Below are 19,635 nucleotides of genomic sequence, written 5' to 3'. Positions count from 1 at the left end.
ATAAGTTGAACAGTATTTTAAAGTAAGGTGTATTAGATCCTAAAAAGGGAAGTGTAAGCTTGAATCAATGGAGAGCCTATTATAAATTTATTAAACCGTACAAAAAATGGATTATACTGACACTGATTATTGGTATGATTAAATTTACGATTCCACTAACCTTACCTATGATTATGAAATATGTAGTCGATGATTTATTGACGAGCTCAATCCTTAGTTTGCAGGAGAAAACGTCACAGTTAATGCTCATTCTGGGTGGGACTTTGGTCTTGTTTATCGTTGTAAGAGGTCCTGTCGAGTATTACAGGCAGTATTTCGCCCAGTTTATTACAAGTCGAATATTGTTCGATTTACGGAATAAATTATATGCTCATTTGCAAAAACTTTCACTTAAATATTACCAGAATACGAAGGTCGGGGAAGCGATATCCCGGTTCATGAATGATGTTGAGCAGACCAAAAATATTGTTGAAGTAGGCATGATGAATATATGGTTAGATATGTTTACGCTAGTCATTGTATTAGTGGTAATGTTCTTTCTTAATCCAATGTTAGCGTTAGTCTCCATAGCCATTCTCCCTCTGTATGCGATTGCGGTGAAGGTTCTATATAAAAGGCTTAAACAGCTAAGTAAAGACCGATCACAAGCACTTGCGGGTATCCAAGCGTACTTGCACGAAAGAATCCAAGGAATCTCTGTCATTCGTAGCTTCACACTTGAGAAATACGATCAACACCAATTTGAAGGAATTAACGGAAATTTTCTTAATAAGGCGATGGCGCAAACTCGCTGGAATGCTATGACTTTTGCAGTTATTAATACGCTAACGGATATTGCACCGATTCTAGTTATAGGATATGGAGGATATCGAGTCATTCAAGGCGATCTAACGTTAGGAACTTTCGTAGCTTTCTTCGGATATTTAGATCGATTATATGCGCCGTTAAGACGCCTGATTAATTCTTCAACAACGTTGACACAGGCGTCAGCTTCACTCGAAAGAGTAATGGAGCTGATGGATGAACCCTATGATATTGTAGATTCTCCAGATGCTAAGACATTAGAGGGCCCAGCGAAACATATTAAATTTGACCATGTGTATTTTAAATATAACGATCAAGAAGGCTGGATTCTGAATGATATTAATCTAGAGATTAAGGCAGGAGAAACGGTGGCTTTTGTGGGTATGAGTGGGGGAGGTAAGTCTTCACTTATTAGCTTAATACCGAGATTCTATGATATTCAAGAGGGGAGTCTTCAAGTCAATGGCTTTGATGTTCGTGAGCTTACCCAAGAAAGCTTACGAAGTAGCATCGGTATGGTTCTTCAGGATAATTTCTTATTCAGTGGATCTGTGAGGGATAATATTATGCTTGGCAATCCACAAGCGGATGACAAAGAGATTAAATCTGCGGCTATCGCAGCCAATGCGCACGAGTTCATTATGAACCTTCCAAAGGGGTATGATACCGAAATTGGAGAGCGAGGCGTTAAATTATCGGGTGGGCAAAAGCAGCGTTTAGCTATAGCTCGCGTATTTCTGAAGAATCCTGATATCCTGATTCTGGATGAAGCAACCTCAGCACTAGATTTAGAGTCAGAACACCTAATCCAACAATCTTTACAGACTCTTTCCTCTAATCGGACCACCTTAATTGTGGCGCATCGTTTATCGACCATTACTCATGCCGATGTTATTGTTGTACTGGAGAATGGGAGCATTACCGAAAGTGGTAATCATCAGGAATTAATTGAGCTTGATGGTAGTTATGCAAGGCTGTATAATGTTCAGAATTTAGATGCCTAAGTTGTTCTAAGGGTTAAGGTTACTTTTAGATGAAATAACAAAGAACCAGACGAAGGATAATCCATCGTCTGGCTCTTGATATATATAAGTTAAAGATGGGTCTCTAATGATGTTCAGTAAAACTTAAGACTTACCGAGAAGTAGGGACAGGATACCGGCAGCGATTAGAGGTCCTACAGGAACTCCGCGGAACAAGGCGACCCCTAGCACGGTGCCAATGAGAAGACCTGCAACGATCGTAGGGTTGCTGACCATAAGTGTCGCACCACGCCCACCAAGGTAAGCAACAAGCATTCCTACGGCTATCGCAAGTAAGGATTGCCAGTTTAAGAATGAGCTGGTGATTGTGGGTAGGCTCAGTTTACCACTAGCTAGGGGGGACATAACTCCTACGGTGAGGATAATAATACCGATCGTTAGCCCGTATTTCTCTAACCACGGAAAGGCTTGCGTGAAGTGGGTAACTCTGAGTAGCAGCAATACAGTCATCGCGATGGTAATGGCTGCATTACTGCTAATGACCCCTAACGCGGCTATTGCTAACAAGATCAGTGAAGTAATATCCATGGCCTTGATCATCTCCTTAGCTTGACAAAGGTCGAATATGTTCAGCGATTAGTCGGCCATGCCAACGACCCGACTCGATGAACACTTCATTCGCATTACTTCCTGATGCAATAACACCAGCCACATACAGTCCAGGGACAGTGCTTTCCATAGTATCGGGATTGAATACCGGTTTCTCCATATCACCGTCTAGTTGTACACCTGAGGACGCTAGCAGTTGTCTGTCAGGGTGGAAACCTGTAAGTGCTAAGACAAAATCATTGTCAACGATCGATTCTTGCCCATCATTCGTTGTCACAACAACGGAATCGATTCTAATCTCAGTGACTCTAGCGTTCAAATGAAGAAGGATGTTCCCTTTTTTAACTAGCCCTTCAAAGATCGGTCGAACCCAAGGTTTAATATTGTTCGAGATCGTCTCACCTCGGTAAACCATCGTGACCTCTGCGCCTACACGGATAAGTTCCATCGCAGCATCTACAGCGGAGTTGCTTCCTCCAATGATGGTCACCTGGGTACCCGTATAAGGGTGTGCCTCACGGAAATAGTGAGTTACTTTAGGAAGATCTTCCCCAGGAATACCGATATAGTTAGGATGATCGAAATAACCAGTAGCTATAACCACCTGACGTGCTTCATGGTGCAGCTCCTGTCCGCGCCGGTCTCGCGTATGAACGGTGAAGAGTCCGTCATGCTTTTCAATGGAGTAGGCTTCTTCATAGGAGGTAATGTTTAATTGATAATGTGATGCCACTTTCCGATAGTAAGAAAGTGCCTCATGCCTAAATGGCTTATCGTTGGGTGTTGTAAATGGAATATCCCCAATCTCCAACAGCTCAGCGGTGCTGAAGAACTGCATGTATGTAGGATATAAGTAGATGGAACGGACAATATGGTGCTTCTCGATAATATGTGTTGACAGTCCACGGCGGTTGCATTCTATAGCTGCTGACAGACCGCAGGGACCTGCTCCAATAATGATCACATCTTGCATGATGAAACCTCCTTAGTTGCGTATGCATTAAACAATATAATCCTACTCCAATTATTATGGAAATGCCAGAAATGAGAGGTTGATTCATGAAAGTTAATGATCCATATACCGATTTGTCTGATATACTGAAACTTTGAAGAACTAAATAAAGCTAAAGTGTAAAAGGAGTGCAGAGATGGATCTTAGAGCTGTTATTTTCGATCTGGATAATACATTAATGGATAGGGATGATACATTCCGCAAATTTTCCGAGCAATTTGTAACAGAGCATCTGAGTCATCTGGTTGCAACAATCCAGGCCGAGATTGTAGTCGATATGAAAGTTAGAGATGCTGATGGGTATCGGAACAAACAACAATTTTTTCAAGAGTTAGTAAATGTACTGCCATGGGAGAATGGACTCTCGGCTATGGACATTGAACAATATTATAACGAGCATTATATGAGTCATGCCAGCCGAATGGCCTATGTGGAAGAAGCCCTAATACACTGCAAACAGCGTGGTTATGTCATGGGGATCATTACGAATGGGAAACATCATATTCAGCGAGAAAAGATAGACAAGCTACAACTGAATGAGCATTTCCATACGATTGTCATCTCTGAGGATACGGGGATACAGAAACCGGCTCCACAAATTTATCAAATGGCACTAGATCAATTGGGAGTTACAGCAGATCAAGCCGTATTCATAGGTGATCATCCACGTAATGATATTTGGGGTCCTAACCAAATTGGAATTCGAGGTATCTGGCTTCGTAGAAACCATCTATGGGATGATGAACTAAATGTGAAACCGTGGAGAATCATTCATGAGTTAAATGAGCTAGTGGAGATCCTATAACGGGTTAAATAAAATGAAAAAAGGAGGAACTCTAAGGATGTACGAACTAAAAACCAAAGTGACTGACAGCAGTGTCATTGAATTTATAGAAAACGTTGAAAGTCCCAAGAAGCGTGAAGATGCATATAAATTATTAGACATTTTTACTGAAACGACGGGGTATATTGCCAAGATGTGGGGGCCAAGTATTATTGGATTTGGTACATATCATTACAAATATGAGTCCGGTCACGAGGGTGATGCACCGTTAGTGGGATTTTCACCTCGAAAGGCTAAAATAAGTCTGTATTTTGCGACGGGGGATACAAAACGACTGGAATGGTTAAAGGATTTTGGCAAACATACGACAGGAAAAGCATGTGTGTACATCAATAAAGTAGTAGATATTAATGTTGATGTTCTAAAAGCGTTAATAAACGAATCACTCGTGTTTCTGAAAGAAACTTATCCAAATAATCAAAGCATCTAGATAAAAATACACCCCTTAGAAGTTCATGGCTTAAACCTTGTTGGGTCTTCCAATGTCTTCTAAGGGGTGTATTTAAGAATGAATGGTGAATTAGAAGCTTACAGCGGTTTCCGTTGCTGTCTTCAATCCAGCTGCAATAATATCTGCTGCTTGATCTGGTAATTGATTATGTCCTTCAATAATAACTGTAGTTAGATCTTTAACACCGAATTGGTTCATGTTGTTCTTAATAAAGTTAACGGACATTTCAGCAGCAGCTGCAGGACCTTCGGAGTAAATGCCACCGCTAGCATTAAGAATCGCTACTTTGGTGTCTGTTACTAGTCCAACAACACCTTCAGCCGTATATTTAAATGTTTTACCTGCTTGGTTAAGGTAATCAATGTAAGTATGAAGTACAGCAGGTACACTCATATTCCATAGTGGGAAGGCAAACACAACTTTGTCAGCTGCAAGAAATTGGTTCAAATATTTTAATACATTGTCAGCTGCTAGTTGTTCTTCTGGTGTTAACTCCATACCATTGGCTACTTTAAAGAGCCCCATGATAGCCGTATTATCGTAATAAGGAAGATTCTCAACAAACAAATCAAGTTCCTCAATTTGATCGTTCGGATGCGATTGTTTGTAGCTATCCAAGAATGCGTGGTATAGCTTAACACTTACGGACATTTCAATAGGACGGTTATTAGCTTTAATAAATAAAACGTTAGACATGATGTATTAGCTCCTGTTCTGTAAAGTACTTTAATCTATTTACTTACATTAGTATAGTTTCATACATTGTATCTGTCAACACATTTGTTACAGTGTTTTTCAGTAATAGACTAAGCGTCATTGATGTATGTGGAGTGATTTTAATTTACGGTGATATTACCAGAATGAGTCCGGATCTTAATAAGATCATCGGTTTGTCTTAAAGAGTCTGGAGATTGTATGTCGCCAGAATTAGCCTTTAGATCAAAGGTACCTGCAAAGTTTACATCTGGCGTTAATGTGACATTACCTGAATTTGCCGTAATATCAAGGGAGTTAGCCCCCTTTTGAGTGATTCGGATGTTACCTGAACGAGCACTTATTGTACTGTTTCCACTTAATTCATCAATTCTTATCTCTCCAGAAGATGCTGTTACGCTAGAATTACCTTGAATTTTACGTCCTGTTATATTACCGGACTTTACATCAATTAGTAATTGCTCAGAGGTAATTGACTCAAGGGATAAATTTCCTGAACGTGTTATTATAGTAGTATTTTTAGCCGTTAAATTGTTGATATCTGCATTATCTGAATTGAATTGCATAGAAACATCTTGTAGTTGCTTGGCATCGCTTAAGGCTACAGTCATTTTAAGTTCTCCCGATTGGAACGAGATATTAATGAAATTAATGGTGTCCTCATCTGTGAGGTTCATATCGAAGGTGCCATTCTTTAGCTCTGCTTGGTCTATGGACGCAATGGTGTTATTCGCTAGGGGTCCGTCCAAGGTGATGGAGTCGGTGCCATCTGTACTTTCTATGAAGTTCACTTCTGCTGAGTAGTCACTGTTAAGATTTAATGTATGGAGTGTATTCGCTTCAAAGATCCATTTCTTGTTGTAGACGGTTAGGTCATCTCCAAAGTCAAAACGATTAAATACCATCCCCACAAATCCTATAATAAGAAGGACTAAACCAATAAATCCAAGCCCAAGCCATTTCTTACTCATGTCGTGTCTCCTCCTCTTGCGACTTTAGCATTCCATAGTCCATATAATCTAGTGATTGAAAGTAATCCGATTAGTGTGAATTTAGCTAAGATGAAGATCCAAATACCAACACCCATCATAGCTATAGAGGCGAACAGTTTAGAGACGAAGAAGACATGATTGATGGCATACTCTGCTATTAATAATAGTGGGGAAAGAAGTCCGCCCAGTGCGCCTGCACTTATACCAATCCATCCCGCCCAAAGTGCGATAAGGATAGGCCCTATGATAATATTCACAAAAAAGAGTCCGACATAAACAAATAGGTTACGTGTTATTGATGATTGTCTTGCTATAGGTGGTGCTGTAGTTGTACGATCGCCGACAACCTCTTTGGCTAATTCAATGGGATCACCCAGTTCGCTAGCAATTTGAGCTTCTGTCTTTCCATTCTGAAGTCCATCGATGAAGTGAGATTCATAATCCGCCATGAGTTCATTTCTTTCTTCCGCTGCAAGCGATGCAAGATGATGATGTAATGTAGATAGAAACTGATTTTTATTCATGTTAGCTTCCTTCCTCAATTAAATTAGCCACATTCTGTACAAAGGAGTTCCATTCCGCAACCATTTCAGTCATATACGATTCCCCACTTAATGTTATTCGGTAATATTTACGTGGCGGACCTTCTGTTGATTCCTGTAAATACGTTGTGCAGTATCCATCGTTGACCAGTCTACGCAGCAAGGGGTAGAGAGCACCCTCAGCAACTTCAATATGTTTGGATACAGATTGTGCTAACTCATATCCATACTGATCTTTGCGCTTGATGAGGACGAGGACACAGAACTCAAGAACGCCTTTTTTAAACTGTACACTTACATTCAAAGTGGTATCGCCCCATTCCGTATGTTATTCAGAGTTGACTATGTTCAGTACTGAACATTAATCAGTATTGGATAAATTCAGTTTATCATGCAGTAGTGAATAATGCAATATACTGGATTGGTGATTAATAAGAACTCACTTTGATTAACAAAAGGTTAACTGGGTTAAGAGATAGTGAAGATGAATTGGTAAATCGTTCCTTATACCATCATTTTTAAAAGGAGAGGATAGGCATGTCCATCGATCGTTTTATTCTGAAGAAACTGGACAGTTGCCATGAGAGTCAAACACACGCTAATCTATTGGAATTGTTCAAGATCAGAATTCGTCAAGCACAAAAGGTTGAGGAAATCAGGTATAGGGCAGGACCAGATTAATGATATTGAGGAAGAAAACAAAGAGGATCATCAGATGATCCTCTTTGTTTTCTTCCTCAATACTAGATTAGTAGGCAAAAAAAACCCTCTTAATAGAGGGAAAGTGCAAGTGTATCATTCTCGCTTTTACTATGAAGGATAGCTTCTGATCCTTCAATTTCAATACTTATAAGTGAATTCAAGCATTTCTTCAACGCTCTTTTTCCATTCTGGATTTTGATTTCTAGCGTGTTGCTAAGTAATTTCATTGTTTTTTGTACAGGTTGTTTACTGTCTGTACTAAAGTATACAGGTACCAATTTATTCTGGAAACTGATTAACATGGTCATAGGAAACACCCCAATTCGTGTTATTTATTACATAATAAACAACGATTATTAAAACTTCCTTAAAATTAGATTATAACTAGGTGAAGTATTCATATTTATGAAGACTATGTCCAACCCGTGAACACGATCTTTTAAATATTCTTTGTAGTATAACGGATAGCGCGAGTAAAAGTTTCAATAATGTAGGAAGATCAGGGTTAACATATTATTATTCTATAAAATGAGGTAAATTGACTGCCTTTTACATGAATGATACATTAATATAACAGAAAATTTGCATGAATTATGATTACAGGAAATATATGAATGATGATTTTGACAGTGGAAGTTGAACATCAGGATCGTGATTGGTTTGATATTGAAGTACCAGAGGATTGCCTCTTAAGTCAACTTGAAAACTTATCAGGTGTTGTGATTTATAGAGAGTCGCCGAGTAAGTTTGATACATATTAGAAGGTGAATTTCCTGAAGGTTGTGGTTTACTATGAATCACTCACTACATATGACAGAAGTAGGACTCTTCGATGAATGTTTAATTCGAGTCTATTGTTTATCTCAACCACGTCAGAAGAAGCATCGGTATTTGGTAGAAGGATTTTGATTTAATCATAAATATGTGAAGTTAATCATGTTGATGTAGCGACATACATAAGAGATCGTAAACCAAACAAGGGGCTGACTTTTCGTGAATGTGTTATATCAACGCTGGCCGAGAATCAAACCAACACTAATAGAAGAACATATGGAAATACTCCGACCTCCAGACGAGCCCACGAACCCTCCTTCTCCATGATATCTATTATTTTGCCAATGGTGATGACCAGGGTCACGGCACTGAAGGATTCAACATTTATATGAATCTCTCAGGCAAGATGGGTAATAGTAACTTTATTATCTTTCAAATGATAACGATCGTCATGATGCTGTTGTCCTATATATTGCCCTTTTTTATCTATATCGGAAATAAAAAGAAGTATGTTGTGAAGGTAGCAGAACGTGAACAAATGTACCTAGCAGAACTAGATAAAGATCGGGAGAAACTAATAGCTTGTACGTTAAATCAAGTTAAGACGGTTTCATGATAATCATGGTGATTTCTGAGATTTGTTTCGAGACTATCAAGAATCATAGCAGTCATTATGGGGGAAGCTGTCCCAGTGATACTCCATTACCGGAAAAGGACTTATAGGAATTATTTGGAGGGAAAGAAGGGCGTGCTTCTACTTCATAAGATTAGTATTATGTAATGAAGCGTGGCATGAATTAGTTATTGATGTGAAATCTTGCCTGAGTGGGTTTGTTCGGGACTTTGGAACCTAATGAATTGTCGTTCTTTCGAATACCGTTTGCGAGATTGGCTCAAAGATCAGGGGGCTAAAAGTCCTTCCATCAGGACAAGGTTACTATATAAAGAGAAAGTGTATTAGGGGGAAAGGCGCAATCCATATAATATTCAATGGAATAAAGATCGCTGGATAAATGAAATATGTGACCGATGGCATGTTGTCGTTTGAGGGGAGGTAGCTCATAATGTTGACGATTCATACTTGTGAGCATGATACGATTACCCTAGAAGCTAAGGAGTTTTTTTTCTTAGCAGGGATTTTAGGTTCTGATCGTTTATTAGGAATAGAGGATCCCTTTCGGGGGTATTTAGCGGAAGAAATCGCTGAGGAATGGGAAGCGGTTAAAGCCGCCCTATGTAATAAAGGTTATCTGGTCCAGGATGAGAATGAGATGGAGTTATCCATGCTGCCTGTAGTGTTTTCTAGAGTAGCCATTGCCGGATTGTCAGAACGTTCATGCTGGTTGAAATATAGTCATCATGGTGAGACCTTTGAAGGTTATCTGCATGTAACTAATGAACGAGTTGTTCAAGTATGTAAGTGTGAACCTAATTCTTCATGCTACAGATTAGATGAGTTAGGGACTGTAGATGATGTATGCAACCAACTGGTTGATGAACTAGGCTTCAAAGAGGGATTTCCTACAGAAGTGCCAGCGTTATTCTTTTCCCAGCATAAGTTTAATGAGCTATATGAGAATGCATTAAGTGTTGATCTCGAAACGTTATGTGATCAGCTTGCTGAGGCTACAGATGATGTGGAAGGGTCGATAGCCTTAGCAAAGTGCTTACAATTTCGTTCACTTGAAGGTGAAATGAACTTGTCAGTGTGGGATGGTCAGAAGTGGGAAACGCAAAGCGCTGCATTTCTTGCGAATGATTCTATGAACTGGTTAATTCGTAAGAGTATGGAACAGGATCAGGATTGGATTATTGCTAGTCCTATGAGTAAGAAGCAGTTTCAAGATATGCTGCTTGGTTGGCTGAAGCAGTCTGCATAATCTGACGGAAGGTGATAAGCCATGCGGAATTCTGTTGTACCGGATACACTCCGGGCATTAATTCGTCAACTACAGCAAAGTGGGCAGCAGCTCAATCAGGCAATGGGTTCGCATGTTTATGATGCAGCAACGCTTGAGATCATTATGAACAAGTGGGGACTAGTAAACTTACAGGGTGAACAGATTGTCTCTGTTCTCATGGAGATGGCAAATACACTACAGGTTAAGGTTGATCAATTCCAGACCGTGGATGACGAAATGGTCTCAAATTTTCATAATTCAACCAACCCTAATCCTTCCCTCGTAGCAATGTTTGGCTTAGATCAGAAGAAGCATTCACCACTATTGTCTGGTTTTGGACAAGAATGGAATGTTGTTTCCAATCCAAGTACATCTGTGGTAGCTATTGTTGGTGAAGGTATGAGGCAGGATACAGAATTCGGATGTAATTGGGAAGGTCCCTCAGCTATGGGCTGGAGTACATTAGGCTATGGTAGTCTGATGATCGAAACTATGCTAAAAAGGGGCCTTCATGTAAATTTGAGAAATCAGGGTGAGGTTGCTACCAAAGAGGGCTCTCGTTCTCCATTAGGTACGGAAGAAAGAAGGTTACGAGGCACGCTTTATACGTTAACCAATGCAGCTCAGAATCCACAGGTATATAAGTTCATAGATCCTAAGTTTGCAGCTAAAGAAGTTTTCACTTTCAAGGAAGTAGGCGTTAAATTAGGATATGCAGGACGTTTATTTGATACTGGAGTGGAAGGTTACAATGATTACCAACAGGTTGATACAGAGAGGTCAACAGCTAGCATGATTGTTAGCAGTGGGGTGGGGTTAGGAACGTGGGTAGGCAATGAATCGATTGCTGCAGCTGTTGGTGTCGCTATGTCTGCTGTAACGGAAATAAATATTAATGGTAAATCTCTTAAAACACATGCTTTCGAAGACGTTGATAGGGTCATAGATGGTATGGTTAGTGTAGCAAGAGTGGTAGACGAAATTAGCGATTCAGCAAGCCAAGCTGCAGAAGCGGTATCAGGTACTGTAGATACGATCTCCCGAGGAGCAAGTAAAATAGTGACAAGAGTTAACGTAAGAGTAGGCGCTCTTACTAAAATGTTCTCATAAAGATGCGATTACTGTGAATAGCTATTCTAATGACTAGGAGTTATTTTGTTATCGGATAGTTTTATTGTAGGAAATGGAATAAGTCTCTAATCATAAGGTTGTCTCAATTGTCTCATCTATACTAATCACTTGCATATTATCAATCGAGAGGGATGGACATATTATGGGAAACGAGGAACAATACAAGGGATTGCTTCCATTAGGATCCGTAGTCTTATTAAAGGGAGCCTATAAGAAACTAATGGTTTATGGTCGTAAACAGGTACATATAGATTCGAACAAGGTCTATGACTATTTAGGGGTAGTGTTTCCAGAAGGCTATATTGACCCAGATTACTCATTTTTATTCAACCACGAAGATATTGAAGTGGTGAAATACGTGGGTTATATAAATGATGAAGAGAAAGATTTTCAAAGATTATTAGAAAATGTTTCATCGGTTGAAGAGTAGGGTATTTAGAATCAGGACAAGAACCGGAAATTATGGGACTATAATTATAGTATAAACAAACTTTAAATAGTATTACCCAAGAATGGACTGCGATTTCAACTAAAATCCGTACTGTTGACCAAACTAGTTAATAAAAATTATATTTTTCTAATATGTATTACAGTTAAGAAAACCGGGCGTAATCATTACTCCCGGTTTTCTTGAAATATCAAAAAGTATAAGTTTACTATTATACTTCTGATATTTCTTAGTTAAAGCAATTATTACATAGACCCTTTTATTGATCATGCAAAGAGAGAGTGATGACCATGTCTTTTCAGCCGAATCCGGGTGATGAATTATTCATTAACGGAGCGGCCTACATCGTAGGACAACATCCTGTAGCCCCAGGTATTGTGTATGCACAAGCAGGGAGACAGGGGATTGTATATCAACTGATTCCAGTGGATGGAACAATTCATGAAGCTAAAGCACTGAAAGTGTTTTTTCCTAAATTCCGTATTCCAGCTATGGTATATCAATCTGATAATATGGAGAGCTTCAGTACCAACCCAGGCTTGAAGGTCTGTCATCGTGACGTGCTGACTCCTGAGAAGAATGGGGAGTTAATTGCTGCACATCCTGCACTGTTATACGCTGTTTTTATGCCATGGATTTACGGCTCCACATGGTTTGATATTATTACAGAACAGCGGGTACTTCTTCGGAAGGAAAGCTTGATTCTATCCAAGGCGTTAGCAGCCATCGGCTCAGGAATGGAACAAAGAGGGTTATCCCATTGTGATCTTTCTGCACCGAATGTGATGTTGCCGTACTTCTCTGATGCTGATCTGCTCGAAGGTAGCTCACCGATAGAACTTGTTGATGTTGAACAGATGTATAGCCCTAAGCTTGATCGGCCCGAAGTACTCCTTGCTGGTTCTGCTGGTTATGCAGCTCATCGAACGGTAACTAGCGGTTTATGGAGTGCATATGCGGATCGATTCGCGGGCGCAATTATTATGTCAGAGATGCTAGGTTGGTGTGACCCTCATATTATCAATGCAGCCTGGGGAGAAAGTTACTTCGACCAGCGTGAAATGCAGAATCCATGTGAACGATACGGTCTTCTTAAACGATCATTAGAACAGAATTGGGGGACTAATGTTGCGGAACTATTTAGTCGAGCCTGGGATAGTCAAGATTTAAGCAGTTGCCCGACGTTTGGTGAGTGGCTTGTTGCAATCTCTTCAGTTCCTGAAGAAATACCTGTACAGAATACGGCTAAGATTCCTATGGTTGACTTAGAACCTGAATCAAGTGAACTTGTGGTGGATGAGAGTGTCGTACAGAAACTTTTTGATCAAGCTAGATTGATGGAGAATAAGGGGAATTTAAGCGGTGCACTAGAAGTTTATCGTTCAGCTTATCACTTTGTACATGTGGATTCTCCAATGAAGATTGAATTAACAGCTGCTATTCGTGAATTAGACGAACAACTAAATCCTTCTTCAAACGATGAGTCTGTAAAAGGAACCTTTTGGCGTTCGAGAAAGTTCATAATGAGTATAGTAGCAGCGCTTATTCTGCTAGCTGGTGCTGGACTGACCGTGAACTATCTTCTATCCGTTCAGAATGAAGAAGAACACAAGAAGGCTCAGCTAGAATCGGAGAAACAGACAGCAGAGGCTACAAGGTTAGAAGAAGCAACGAAGGTAGAAGAGGCAATGAAGGTGGAGGAAGCTCGTAAGAAGGAAGAAGCGGAAGAGAAGACAAGGGCGGAGAAAGAGAAGAAAGTTGCTGAAGCCAAGTTATCCGCGGCACAACTGAAAGAAGAGGAAGCTCTCAAAAAGGAAGAAGAACGTAAGGAACTACAGACTAAATATGATAAACAGGCTAAATACGATGCTTATCTAGAACAGCAAAAGCTTGCAAAACAGAAATTGGCTGACCAACAAGAGCAGGAAGCTCAAAGGACAAAAGAACTACAAGCGCAACAAGAACGTGATGCGGAGCAGCGGTTGGCGACAGCCAAGGCCGAGAAAGAGCAAGCGGCCCGTGCTCAAGAGTTAAGAAAGAGTAGAGCTCAGAATGTTGTAAAGCTGATTGCTTCGTATAATCAAGCATATAACGCAATAACGGCAGGTAATAAGTCTAAAGCGAAGGAATATGCACTTGAGTTCATAAGCCGTTACGAGAAAGACGCATCGTATTATAAGACGGTCGGGAAAGTCAGTAAACGTGCATCAAGTATTTATAAATTATTGAGTAATCAAGATTATAAATTACCAGACATCTAAGATAATGATGATACAAATAGAGCTTAGGGGTGAACGGAATCCATCATGAACTATACGATTCAAGCTTCTCAGCGAACGCCGGCATTAATTATTTATCTAATCGATATCAGCGCGTCTATGAACATGTTAATGGATAACAAACGTAGAATTGATATTGTCTATGATGCGCTCTCTTTAGCGCTTAGACAGATGGTATTTCGCTCTACGAAGGGGAATAGGCTGGCGCCGAGGTATCGGATTGCTATACTTACGTATAGTGATGATGTTTATGATCTTCTTAATGGTATAAAAGGAATTGATGAAATTGCCGCTGCAGGGTCATTACCTGATTTAACACCGGTACGTTTCTCCGATTCGGCTAAAGCGTTTCTGCAAGCAGAACGCATATTGCAGGCAGAATTACCCCATATGCAGGATTGCCCAGCCCCACTGATTTGCCATATGACTGATGGTGTAGCAACAGGCGAAGATCCTGAACCTATAGCGAAACGGATTATGGAGATGAGTGTGCCAGATGGAAATGTACTGGTAGAACATATTTTTATTTCGGATCACATGCTAGAAGAACCTATTACACAACCCCATAGATGGAAGGGGATTCTACCAGATACAACACTACGGGATGAACATGCTGTTAAATTACGCAGGATGTCTTCAGTATTACCAGAAAGTTATCGTGAAATGTTAGTTGAATCTGATTATCTACTTTGCTCAGGTGCCATAATGATGTTGCCAGGCAGTCACTCAGAATTAGTATCGATTGGATTTCAGATGTCTGCAGCCACACCGGTAAGGGCATAAGGGGGGTAGGGAAAATGAATTTACAATATTTAGATAATTTTCGTTATGTTAGTTCGCAGGCCGAAGACCAAATCGTTTCAGCCTATGAGGGTATTATCAATTGCCGCTATGGTTATGGACGTGCAATAGAAACGGCTACTCATGGTGAAAAGGGCCAGGATTTCGTTGGTGTACATATAGCAGGTGATGTGTGTAACTTTGTATTATGTGATGGTGTGGGTATGAGTTATCAGGGAGATTTTGCTTCAAGATTTGTTGGAAATACTCTGTTGGATTGGTTGGATACCACGAATGATTGGTCTTCTGTTGGGTTTGGAACATACATGCAGGGCTTGACCAGATCAGCCACGGAAGAATTAAATCTAATTGACATTCCAGATGATTTACCAACACTTCTAAAAGAGGTACTGACAGAAAAACGGCGACTGGGAAGTCATACGATGTATATATGCGGTCGAATAGAGTTACCTACCTCTACGCAAAAAGTAGGGAGAATATGGATGGCTTGGCAAGGGGACTGTCGGTTGAGATTTTGGCGTGATGATGAAGAGGTCAGTGAGTATTTTCAAAGAACTATGGAGACGAAGGAACGCTGGTCATCAGCTCAAGGTGCATTAGGTAGTGCTCCACATGTATATCAAAGTCGCTTAGAGTATGGAGTACCCATGAGACTTCAGCTATATACCGATGGACTACATGATCTAGATCCTATACGTGAACGGCTTCCTGATGAACAGATCCAAATTCTATTTGAATCGCCACATACCCATGGACTTACAGATGATGCGGCTTTTTTAGAACTTCATTGGTGAGGGTTCGTACGAAATCAGATAAGTACAGCAATAGACCGACTATGTAGTCGGTCTATTTGGCTTCTTCTTGTACATAGATTAACTTACAAATATATTTTTGAGTTAGTGATTAAGCATCCCTACTTTTTGGGTAATCTTGAGATACATGCTACTACAGATTGAGGCTCTAAATCGATTGAATAACTAAATTTACATCCATGGTTAATAAAAGGAGAGATATATATGGGCGAAGGACAAATCATCCAACGATTTGAAGGAAAAACAGCGATTATAACAGGTGCTGGTTCAGGGATTGGAAGAGCCACAGCTATCAAGCTAGCTCAGCAAGGAGCCAACGTGGCATTATTCGATCTAAAGGATGATCGAACCATGGAGACGGAAAATGAAATAAATAGGATGCGAAAAGGGGCTGCACGTGCATTTGACGTGGATACTTCGAATACAGAACGAGTAGAGAAAGCCGTACTTGAAACGGTAGAATTATTCGGAGGGATAGACATTGTATTCGCGAATGCGGGGATTAATGGTGTTCTTTCGCCCATTGAAGATTTGAAGATAGAGGATTGGGAAAAGACGATCAACGTCAATTTAAACGGTACCTTTTTAACCATTAAATATACGATTCCACACCTTAAGAAAAATGGGGGGAGCGTTATCATCACTAGTTCTATTAACGGAAATCGCACGTTTTCAAGTTTTGGAATGGCTGCATATAGTACATCTAAAGCGGGGCAAGTAGCTTTTGCTAAGATGGCTGCACTAGAGCTAGCTAAATATAAAATTCGTGTTAACGTGATTTGTCCAGGTGCAATCGCCACAAACATTGATCAGAGTACGCAAAAAACAGACCAGCTTAAAGACATTGTTATTCCGATGGAGTTCCCTGAAGGACGTCAGCCCCTTGCGAACGCTCCTGGACATCCAGACCATGTTGCAGACCTGGTCACCTTCCTTGCCTCCAATGAGGCAGCACATATTACAGGTACAGAGATGTTTATTGATGGCGCTGAATCACTTTTATGCTAATGAGAAGGAATGTTAGAAGAACGGCAAATCGTAACGAGTAGATAAAATACAAGAATGGCAGTTCAGGGATAACACACCTTGAACTGCCATTCTTGTATTTCAGAGCAATAGGGTTGAATAATATAGGTGAATTCAACCTAGAGTGGACAACATGGGTCTTCCTACTATAATGAGAGTAATAGATTATATAATTCGTGATGAAGATCATATGGAGAAGATGAGATGCAGAGACTACCTATTGTACAAATATTACCGCAATTAAGAAATATATTGATTGATCAATCTTCCGCAGTGCTCATAGCAGAACCGGGGGCTGGAAAGACAACGCAAGTACCGTTAGCTTTACTAGGGGAGTCCTGGCTTGAGGGTAAGAAAATTATCATGTTAGAACCACGGCGTCTAGCTGCGCGTTCTGCTGCACAATTCATGGCGAAACAGCTTGGAGAAAATGTAGGAGAAACGGTTGGCTATCGGGTAAGAATGGATAGTAAAACTTCCAAGTCAACCCGAATTGAGGTTGTTACCGAAGGAATTCTGACCCGCATGTTGCAACATGATCAAGCGCTCACGGATGTAGGGATGCTTATATTTGATGAATTTCATGAACGAAATATACATGGGGATTTAGGGCTGGCGCTTGCCTTGGAATCACAAGAGATGCTGAGAGAAGATTTAAGAATACTTATCATGTCAGCTACGATGGAGGCAGCACCCGTTGCTGCGTTGCTTCATGATGCTCCGATTATTCATTGTCCCGGGCGTCAATTTTCCGTGGAAACCTGTTATTGTCCTCAAACGGCGAATTCATTACTGGAGAAATCCGTAACTTCAGTGATTCTAAATTGCTTAACCAATCATCAGGGTCATATTCTTGTATTTCTACCAGGTGTTCGTGAAATAAGGAGAGTAGCACGTCTACTTAAATCTAGCACAGTGCCAAGTAATGCGGTCATTAGAGTTCTATATGGACAATTACCACTCGTAGAACAGGATGCTGCGTTACAACCTGAACCTGATGGACGACGTAAAATCGTGTTAGCTACCTCGATTGCGGAAACAAGTCTAACGATTGAAGGTGTAAGAGTAGTCATAGATAGTGGTCTGATGAGAACGGAAGCCTTTTCCCCTCGTAGCGGGATGTCTCACTTAAAGACGGTGAAGGTGTCTAAAGCAGCGGCAGATCAAAGGAAGGGGAGAGCTGGACGTACAGAAGAAGGTTGGTGTTACAGGCTATGGAGTCAAGAAGAACATGGTTTTCTAAAAGATGCTAGCACGCCTGAAATTATTGGAAGTGACCTTGCACCCCTTGTACTAGAGCTAGCGATGTGGGGTGTTCATGATCCCCATCATTTGAACTGGCTTGACGTTCCGTCAGCCCAGGACTTTCGACGGGGCGTGGAACTGTTACAGAGGTTAGGTGCATTAAGTCCAGAAGGTCATATTACGGCTTACGGTCGTCAAATGGTGCGTCTCGGAATGCATCCCCGTCTAGCTCATATGATTCTCGAGTCGATAAAGCTCGAATGCGGCCCGTTAGCTTGCAGGTTGGCAGCACTGCTACAAGAGAGGGACCCTTACCGTGGAAATAAGGCGATGCAAGACTGCGATATAACCATAAGAATGGATACGATCCTACGATGGGAATGGGAAGGGATGCCGGATATCTCGGATCCCTCGATAGACATAACAAGTATGCGTCGTATTGTACAAGAAAGTCGTAATTTACAATCTATTCTACATATTCAAGGTGAGGTAAATGAGTATACAGAATGGTGCGGATTGCTATTATCCTTTGCTTACCCGGATAGAATCGGACAGAACAGAGGGCAGGGTAGATTTCTTCTTACCAATGGACGCGGAGTCGAGTTAACATCAAGTCAACCACTCAGCAGATCAGATTATATTGTAGCGGCCGTTGTAGATGACAAGGGTGTCGAGGGTGGAATTATGATGGGAGCATGGCTAACAGAGGAGTTCCTACATCAATATCACGCCTCTCATATAATAGAACACGATCACGTCATATGGGATCGAGAACTCCACGGTGTCAAAGCTAGAAAGAGGCTTATGCTTGGTGCTGTTGTTATGCGTGAACAGCCACTATTGAGGCCGTTACCTGAGGATATTGCACGCGTACTACTCATGGGAATCAAGTTGGAGGGTCTTACGTTATTGCCATGGAATAAAGCTGCTAATCAATATAAACAACGTCTACAATTCATGTATACAGCAGATGGAAACGAATGGCCTAATGTTACTGAGGAAGCTCTCTTAGATACACTGGAAGAATGGTTATTACCCTCGATTTATGGCATGAAGAACCGTAACGATCTGCAACGTTTAAACTTAATTGAAGTGTTACAACAAAGTCTGACATGGGAGCAACGTCGACAGCTTGATATGGAAGCACCGACGCATATGGTGGTGCCAAGCGGATCAAGAATACCGATAGATTATAGTGATCCCCATATGCCTGTTGTATCTGTTAGGTTGCAAGAAATGTTCGGTCTTTCGGAGACTCCGCGGATTGCTGGCGGGTCTAAGCGGCTTACGCTCCACTTGTTGTCACCAGCACAGCGCCCCGTGCAAGTGACAGCAGATCTTGCAAGTTTCTGGAAGGATGCCTATTTTGAGGTGAAGAAAGATTTAAAGGGACGTTACCCTAAACATTATTGGCCAGACGATCCACTTGAAGCGACGCCAACTCGGCGAGCAAAGCCACAGCAACATAAGTAACTCAACTTTCGCAGCTGGATTATCAGCTTAAACCCTTAAGACCGTAAGAAGAAATCAATAAATTTATCCGTATTGACAAAAACACCTCGCTT

General features: G+C 40.8%; 21 protein-coding genes. 14 read left to right on the top strand and 7 right to left on the bottom strand.

Going from position 1 to position 19,635, the window contains the following annotated elements:
- Positions 1-59: 59 nt before the first annotated feature.
- Positions 60-1,808 (top strand): ABC transporter ATP-binding protein, encoded by a 1,749-nt coding sequence (locus J2T13_RS24570; RefSeq protein WP_429375158.1) that lies wholly within the window; start codon positions 60-62, stop codon positions 1,806-1,808.
- Positions 1,809-1,931: 123 nt separating this feature from the next.
- Here J2T13_RS24570 and J2T13_RS24565 read toward each other — a convergent pair whose 3' ends face one another.
- Both J2T13_RS24565 and J2T13_RS24560 read right to left on the bottom strand, forming a co-directional pair.
- Positions 1,932-2,375 (bottom strand): DUF441 domain-containing protein, encoded by a 444-nt coding sequence (locus tag J2T13_RS24565; RefSeq protein WP_429375156.1) that lies wholly within the window; start codon positions 2,373-2,375, stop codon positions 1,932-1,934.
- Positions 2,376-2,391: 16 nt separating this feature from the next.
- Entirely contained in the window at positions 2,392-3,369 is a 978-nt protein-coding gene (locus tag J2T13_RS24560) for a YpdA family putative bacillithiol disulfide reductase (RefSeq protein ID WP_429375155.1), read from the bottom strand.
- Between the two features lie 175 nt (positions 3,370-3,544).
- Here J2T13_RS24560 and J2T13_RS24555 point away from each other — a divergent pair, with 175 nt between their 5' ends.
- On the top strand, positions 3,545-4,213 hold the full coding sequence (locus J2T13_RS24555) for an HAD family hydrolase (RefSeq protein ID WP_429375153.1): 669 nt from the start codon (positions 3,545-3,547) through the stop codon (positions 4,211-4,213).
- A gap of 37 nt (positions 4,214-4,250) precedes the next feature.
- Entirely contained in the window at positions 4,251-4,682 is a 432-nt protein-coding gene (locus J2T13_RS24550) for a DUF1801 domain-containing protein (protein ID WP_429375151.1), read from the top strand.
- 90 nt (positions 4,683-4,772) lie between these two features.
- On the opposite strand, the gene J2T13_RS24545 is transcribed toward J2T13_RS24550, so the two are convergent.
- The 4 genes from J2T13_RS24545 to J2T13_RS24530 form a co-directional block, all read right to left on the bottom strand.
- On the bottom strand, positions 4,773-5,399 hold the full coding sequence (locus tag J2T13_RS24545) for an FMN-dependent NADH-azoreductase (RefSeq protein WP_429375149.1): 627 nt from the start codon (positions 5,397-5,399) through the stop codon (positions 4,773-4,775).
- A 140-nt stretch (positions 5,400-5,539) separates the two neighbouring features.
- Positions 5,540-6,388, bottom strand: a complete 849-nt coding sequence (locus tag J2T13_RS24540) for a DUF4097 family beta strand repeat-containing protein (protein WP_429375147.1) — start codon at positions 6,386-6,388, stop codon at positions 5,540-5,542.
- A complete protein-coding gene (locus tag J2T13_RS24535; RefSeq protein WP_429375145.1) occupies positions 6,385-6,933 on the bottom strand; it encodes a DUF1700 domain-containing protein in 549 nt (182 codons plus the stop codon). Before J2T13_RS24535 ends, J2T13_RS24540 begins: the two co-directional genes overlap by 4 nt.
- Position 6,934: 1 nt before the next feature.
- Complete coding sequence (locus J2T13_RS24530; protein ID WP_429375144.1) at positions 6,935-7,255, bottom strand: PadR family transcriptional regulator; 321 nt, start codon at positions 7,253-7,255, stop codon at positions 6,935-6,937.
- Positions 7,256-7,488: 233 nt separating this feature from the next.
- Here J2T13_RS24530 and J2T13_RS24525 point away from each other — a divergent pair, with 233 nt between their 5' ends.
- Positions 7,489-7,632 carry a hypothetical protein gene (locus tag J2T13_RS24525; RefSeq protein ID WP_429375143.1) on the top strand — a complete coding sequence of 48 codons (144 nt, stop codon included), beginning with the start codon at positions 7,489-7,491 and terminating at the stop codon, positions 7,630-7,632.
- Between the two features lie 89 nt (positions 7,633-7,721).
- Here the strand turns inward: J2T13_RS24525 and J2T13_RS24520 are convergent, their stop codons facing one another.
- On the bottom strand, positions 7,722-7,961 hold the full coding sequence (locus J2T13_RS24520; RefSeq protein WP_429375142.1) for a hypothetical protein: 240 nt from the start codon (positions 7,959-7,961) through the stop codon (positions 7,722-7,724).
- A 306-nt stretch (positions 7,962-8,267) separates the two neighbouring features.
- Here J2T13_RS24520 and J2T13_RS24515 point away from each other — a divergent pair, with 306 nt between their 5' ends.
- From J2T13_RS24515 to hrpB, 10 genes are all read left to right on the top strand, one after another.
- On the top strand, positions 8,268-8,414 hold the full coding sequence (locus tag J2T13_RS24515; protein ID WP_429375141.1) for a hypothetical protein: 147 nt from the start codon (positions 8,268-8,270) through the stop codon (positions 8,412-8,414).
- Positions 8,415-8,833: 419 nt separating this feature from the next.
- The gene (locus J2T13_RS24510; RefSeq protein ID WP_429375140.1) at positions 8,834-9,043 is read left to right on the top strand and encodes a hypothetical protein; all 210 of its coding nucleotides are present in this window, start codon (positions 8,834-8,836) and stop codon (positions 9,041-9,043) included.
- A gap of 448 nt (positions 9,044-9,491) precedes the next feature.
- Complete coding sequence (locus J2T13_RS24505) at positions 9,492-10,307, top strand: hypothetical protein (protein WP_429375139.1); 816 nt, start codon at positions 9,492-9,494, stop codon at positions 10,305-10,307.
- Positions 10,308-10,328: 21 nt separating this feature from the next.
- Positions 10,329-11,438 (top strand): hypothetical protein, encoded by a 1,110-nt coding sequence (locus J2T13_RS24500; protein ID WP_429375138.1) that lies wholly within the window; start codon positions 10,329-10,331, stop codon positions 11,436-11,438.
- Between the two features lie 163 nt (positions 11,439-11,601).
- On the top strand, positions 11,602-11,889 hold the full coding sequence (locus tag J2T13_RS24495) for a DUF4176 domain-containing protein (protein ID WP_429375137.1): 288 nt from the start codon (positions 11,602-11,604) through the stop codon (positions 11,887-11,889).
- Between the two features lie 308 nt (positions 11,890-12,197).
- Positions 12,198-14,168 (top strand): hypothetical protein, encoded by a 1,971-nt coding sequence (locus tag J2T13_RS24490; RefSeq protein ID WP_429375180.1) that lies wholly within the window; start codon positions 12,198-12,200, stop codon positions 14,166-14,168.
- Positions 14,169-14,213: 45 nt separating this feature from the next.
- Positions 14,214-14,969: a vWA domain-containing protein gene (locus tag J2T13_RS24485; protein ID WP_429375135.1), complete on the top strand. Its 756-nt coding sequence runs from the start codon at positions 14,214-14,216 to the stop codon at positions 14,967-14,969.
- A gap of 14 nt (positions 14,970-14,983) precedes the next feature.
- Entirely contained in the window at positions 14,984-15,781 is a 798-nt protein-coding gene (locus tag J2T13_RS24480) for a hypothetical protein (RefSeq protein WP_429375133.1), read from the top strand.
- 222 nt (positions 15,782-16,003) lie between these two features.
- Complete coding sequence (locus J2T13_RS24475; RefSeq protein ID WP_429375131.1) at positions 16,004-16,807, top strand: SDR family oxidoreductase; 804 nt, start codon at positions 16,004-16,006, stop codon at positions 16,805-16,807.
- 222 nt (positions 16,808-17,029) lie between these two features.
- Entirely contained in the window at positions 17,030-19,543 is a 2,514-nt protein-coding gene (gene hrpB / locus J2T13_RS24470; RefSeq protein ID WP_429375130.1) for an ATP-dependent helicase HrpB, read from the top strand.
- Positions 19,544-19,635 lie beyond the last annotated feature (92 nt).

It is taken from the genome of Paenibacillus sp. DS2015 (genome assembly GCF_050433705.1).
In the GTDB taxonomy this organism is placed as follows: domain Bacteria; phylum Bacillota; class Bacilli; order Paenibacillales; family Paenibacillaceae; genus Paenibacillus_AQ.
This window is presented reverse-complemented; position numbering and strand designations above follow the sequence as displayed.

What these genes read in the sequence shown, in the direction of transcription:
- J2T13_RS24565 (WP_429375156.1), bottom strand. Translation starts at nt 2,375, where the DNA reads ATGGATATTACTTCACTGATCTTGTTAGCAATAGCCGCGTTAGGGGTC.
- J2T13_RS24560 (WP_429375155.1), bottom strand. Translation starts at nt 3,369, where the DNA reads ATGCAAGATGTGATCATTATTGGAGCAGGTCCCTGCGGTCTGTCAGCA.
- J2T13_RS24555 (WP_429375153.1), top strand. Translation starts at nt 3,545, where the DNA reads ATGGATCTTAGAGCTGTTATTTTCGATCTGGATAATACATTAATGGAT.
- J2T13_RS24550 (WP_429375151.1), top strand. Translation starts at nt 4,251, where the DNA reads ATGTACGAACTAAAAACCAAAGTGACTGACAGCAGTGTCATTGAATTT.
- J2T13_RS24545 (WP_429375149.1), bottom strand. Translation starts at nt 5,399, where the DNA reads ATGTCTAACGTTTTATTTATTAAAGCTAATAACCGTCCTATTGAAATG.
- J2T13_RS24540 (WP_429375147.1), bottom strand. Translation starts at nt 6,388, where the DNA reads ATGAGTAAGAAATGGCTTGGGCTTGGATTTATTGGTTTAGTCCTTCTT.
- J2T13_RS24535 (WP_429375145.1), bottom strand. Translation starts at nt 6,933, where the DNA reads ATGAATAAAAATCAGTTTCTATCTACATTACATCATCATCTTGCATCG.
- J2T13_RS24525 (WP_429375143.1), top strand. Translation starts at nt 7,489, where the DNA reads ATGTCCATCGATCGTTTTATTCTGAAGAAACTGGACAGTTGCCATGAG.
- J2T13_RS24520 (WP_429375142.1), bottom strand. Translation starts at nt 7,961, where the DNA reads ATGACCATGTTAATCAGTTTCCAGAATAAATTGGTACCTGTATACTTT.
- J2T13_RS24515 (WP_429375141.1), top strand. Translation starts at nt 8,268, where the DNA reads ATGATGATTTTGACAGTGGAAGTTGAACATCAGGATCGTGATTGGTTT.
- J2T13_RS24510 (WP_429375140.1), top strand. Translation starts at nt 8,834, where the DNA reads ATGGGTAATAGTAACTTTATTATCTTTCAAATGATAACGATCGTCATG.
- J2T13_RS24505 (WP_429375139.1), top strand. Translation starts at nt 9,492, where the DNA reads ATGTTGACGATTCATACTTGTGAGCATGATACGATTACCCTAGAAGCT.
- J2T13_RS24500 (WP_429375138.1), top strand. Translation starts at nt 10,329, where the DNA reads ATGCGGAATTCTGTTGTACCGGATACACTCCGGGCATTAATTCGTCAA.
- J2T13_RS24495 (WP_429375137.1), top strand. Translation starts at nt 11,602, where the DNA reads ATGGGAAACGAGGAACAATACAAGGGATTGCTTCCATTAGGATCCGTA.
- J2T13_RS24490 (WP_429375180.1), top strand. Translation starts at nt 12,198, where the DNA reads ATGTCTTTTCAGCCGAATCCGGGTGATGAATTATTCATTAACGGAGCG.
- J2T13_RS24485 (WP_429375135.1), top strand. Translation starts at nt 14,214, where the DNA reads ATGAACTATACGATTCAAGCTTCTCAGCGAACGCCGGCATTAATTATT.
- J2T13_RS24480 (WP_429375133.1), top strand. Translation starts at nt 14,984, where the DNA reads ATGAATTTACAATATTTAGATAATTTTCGTTATGTTAGTTCGCAGGCC.
- J2T13_RS24475 (WP_429375131.1), top strand. Translation starts at nt 16,004, where the DNA reads ATGGGCGAAGGACAAATCATCCAACGATTTGAAGGAAAAACAGCGATT.
- hrpB (WP_429375130.1), top strand. Translation starts at nt 17,030, where the DNA reads ATGCAGAGACTACCTATTGTACAAATATTACCGCAATTAAGAAATATA.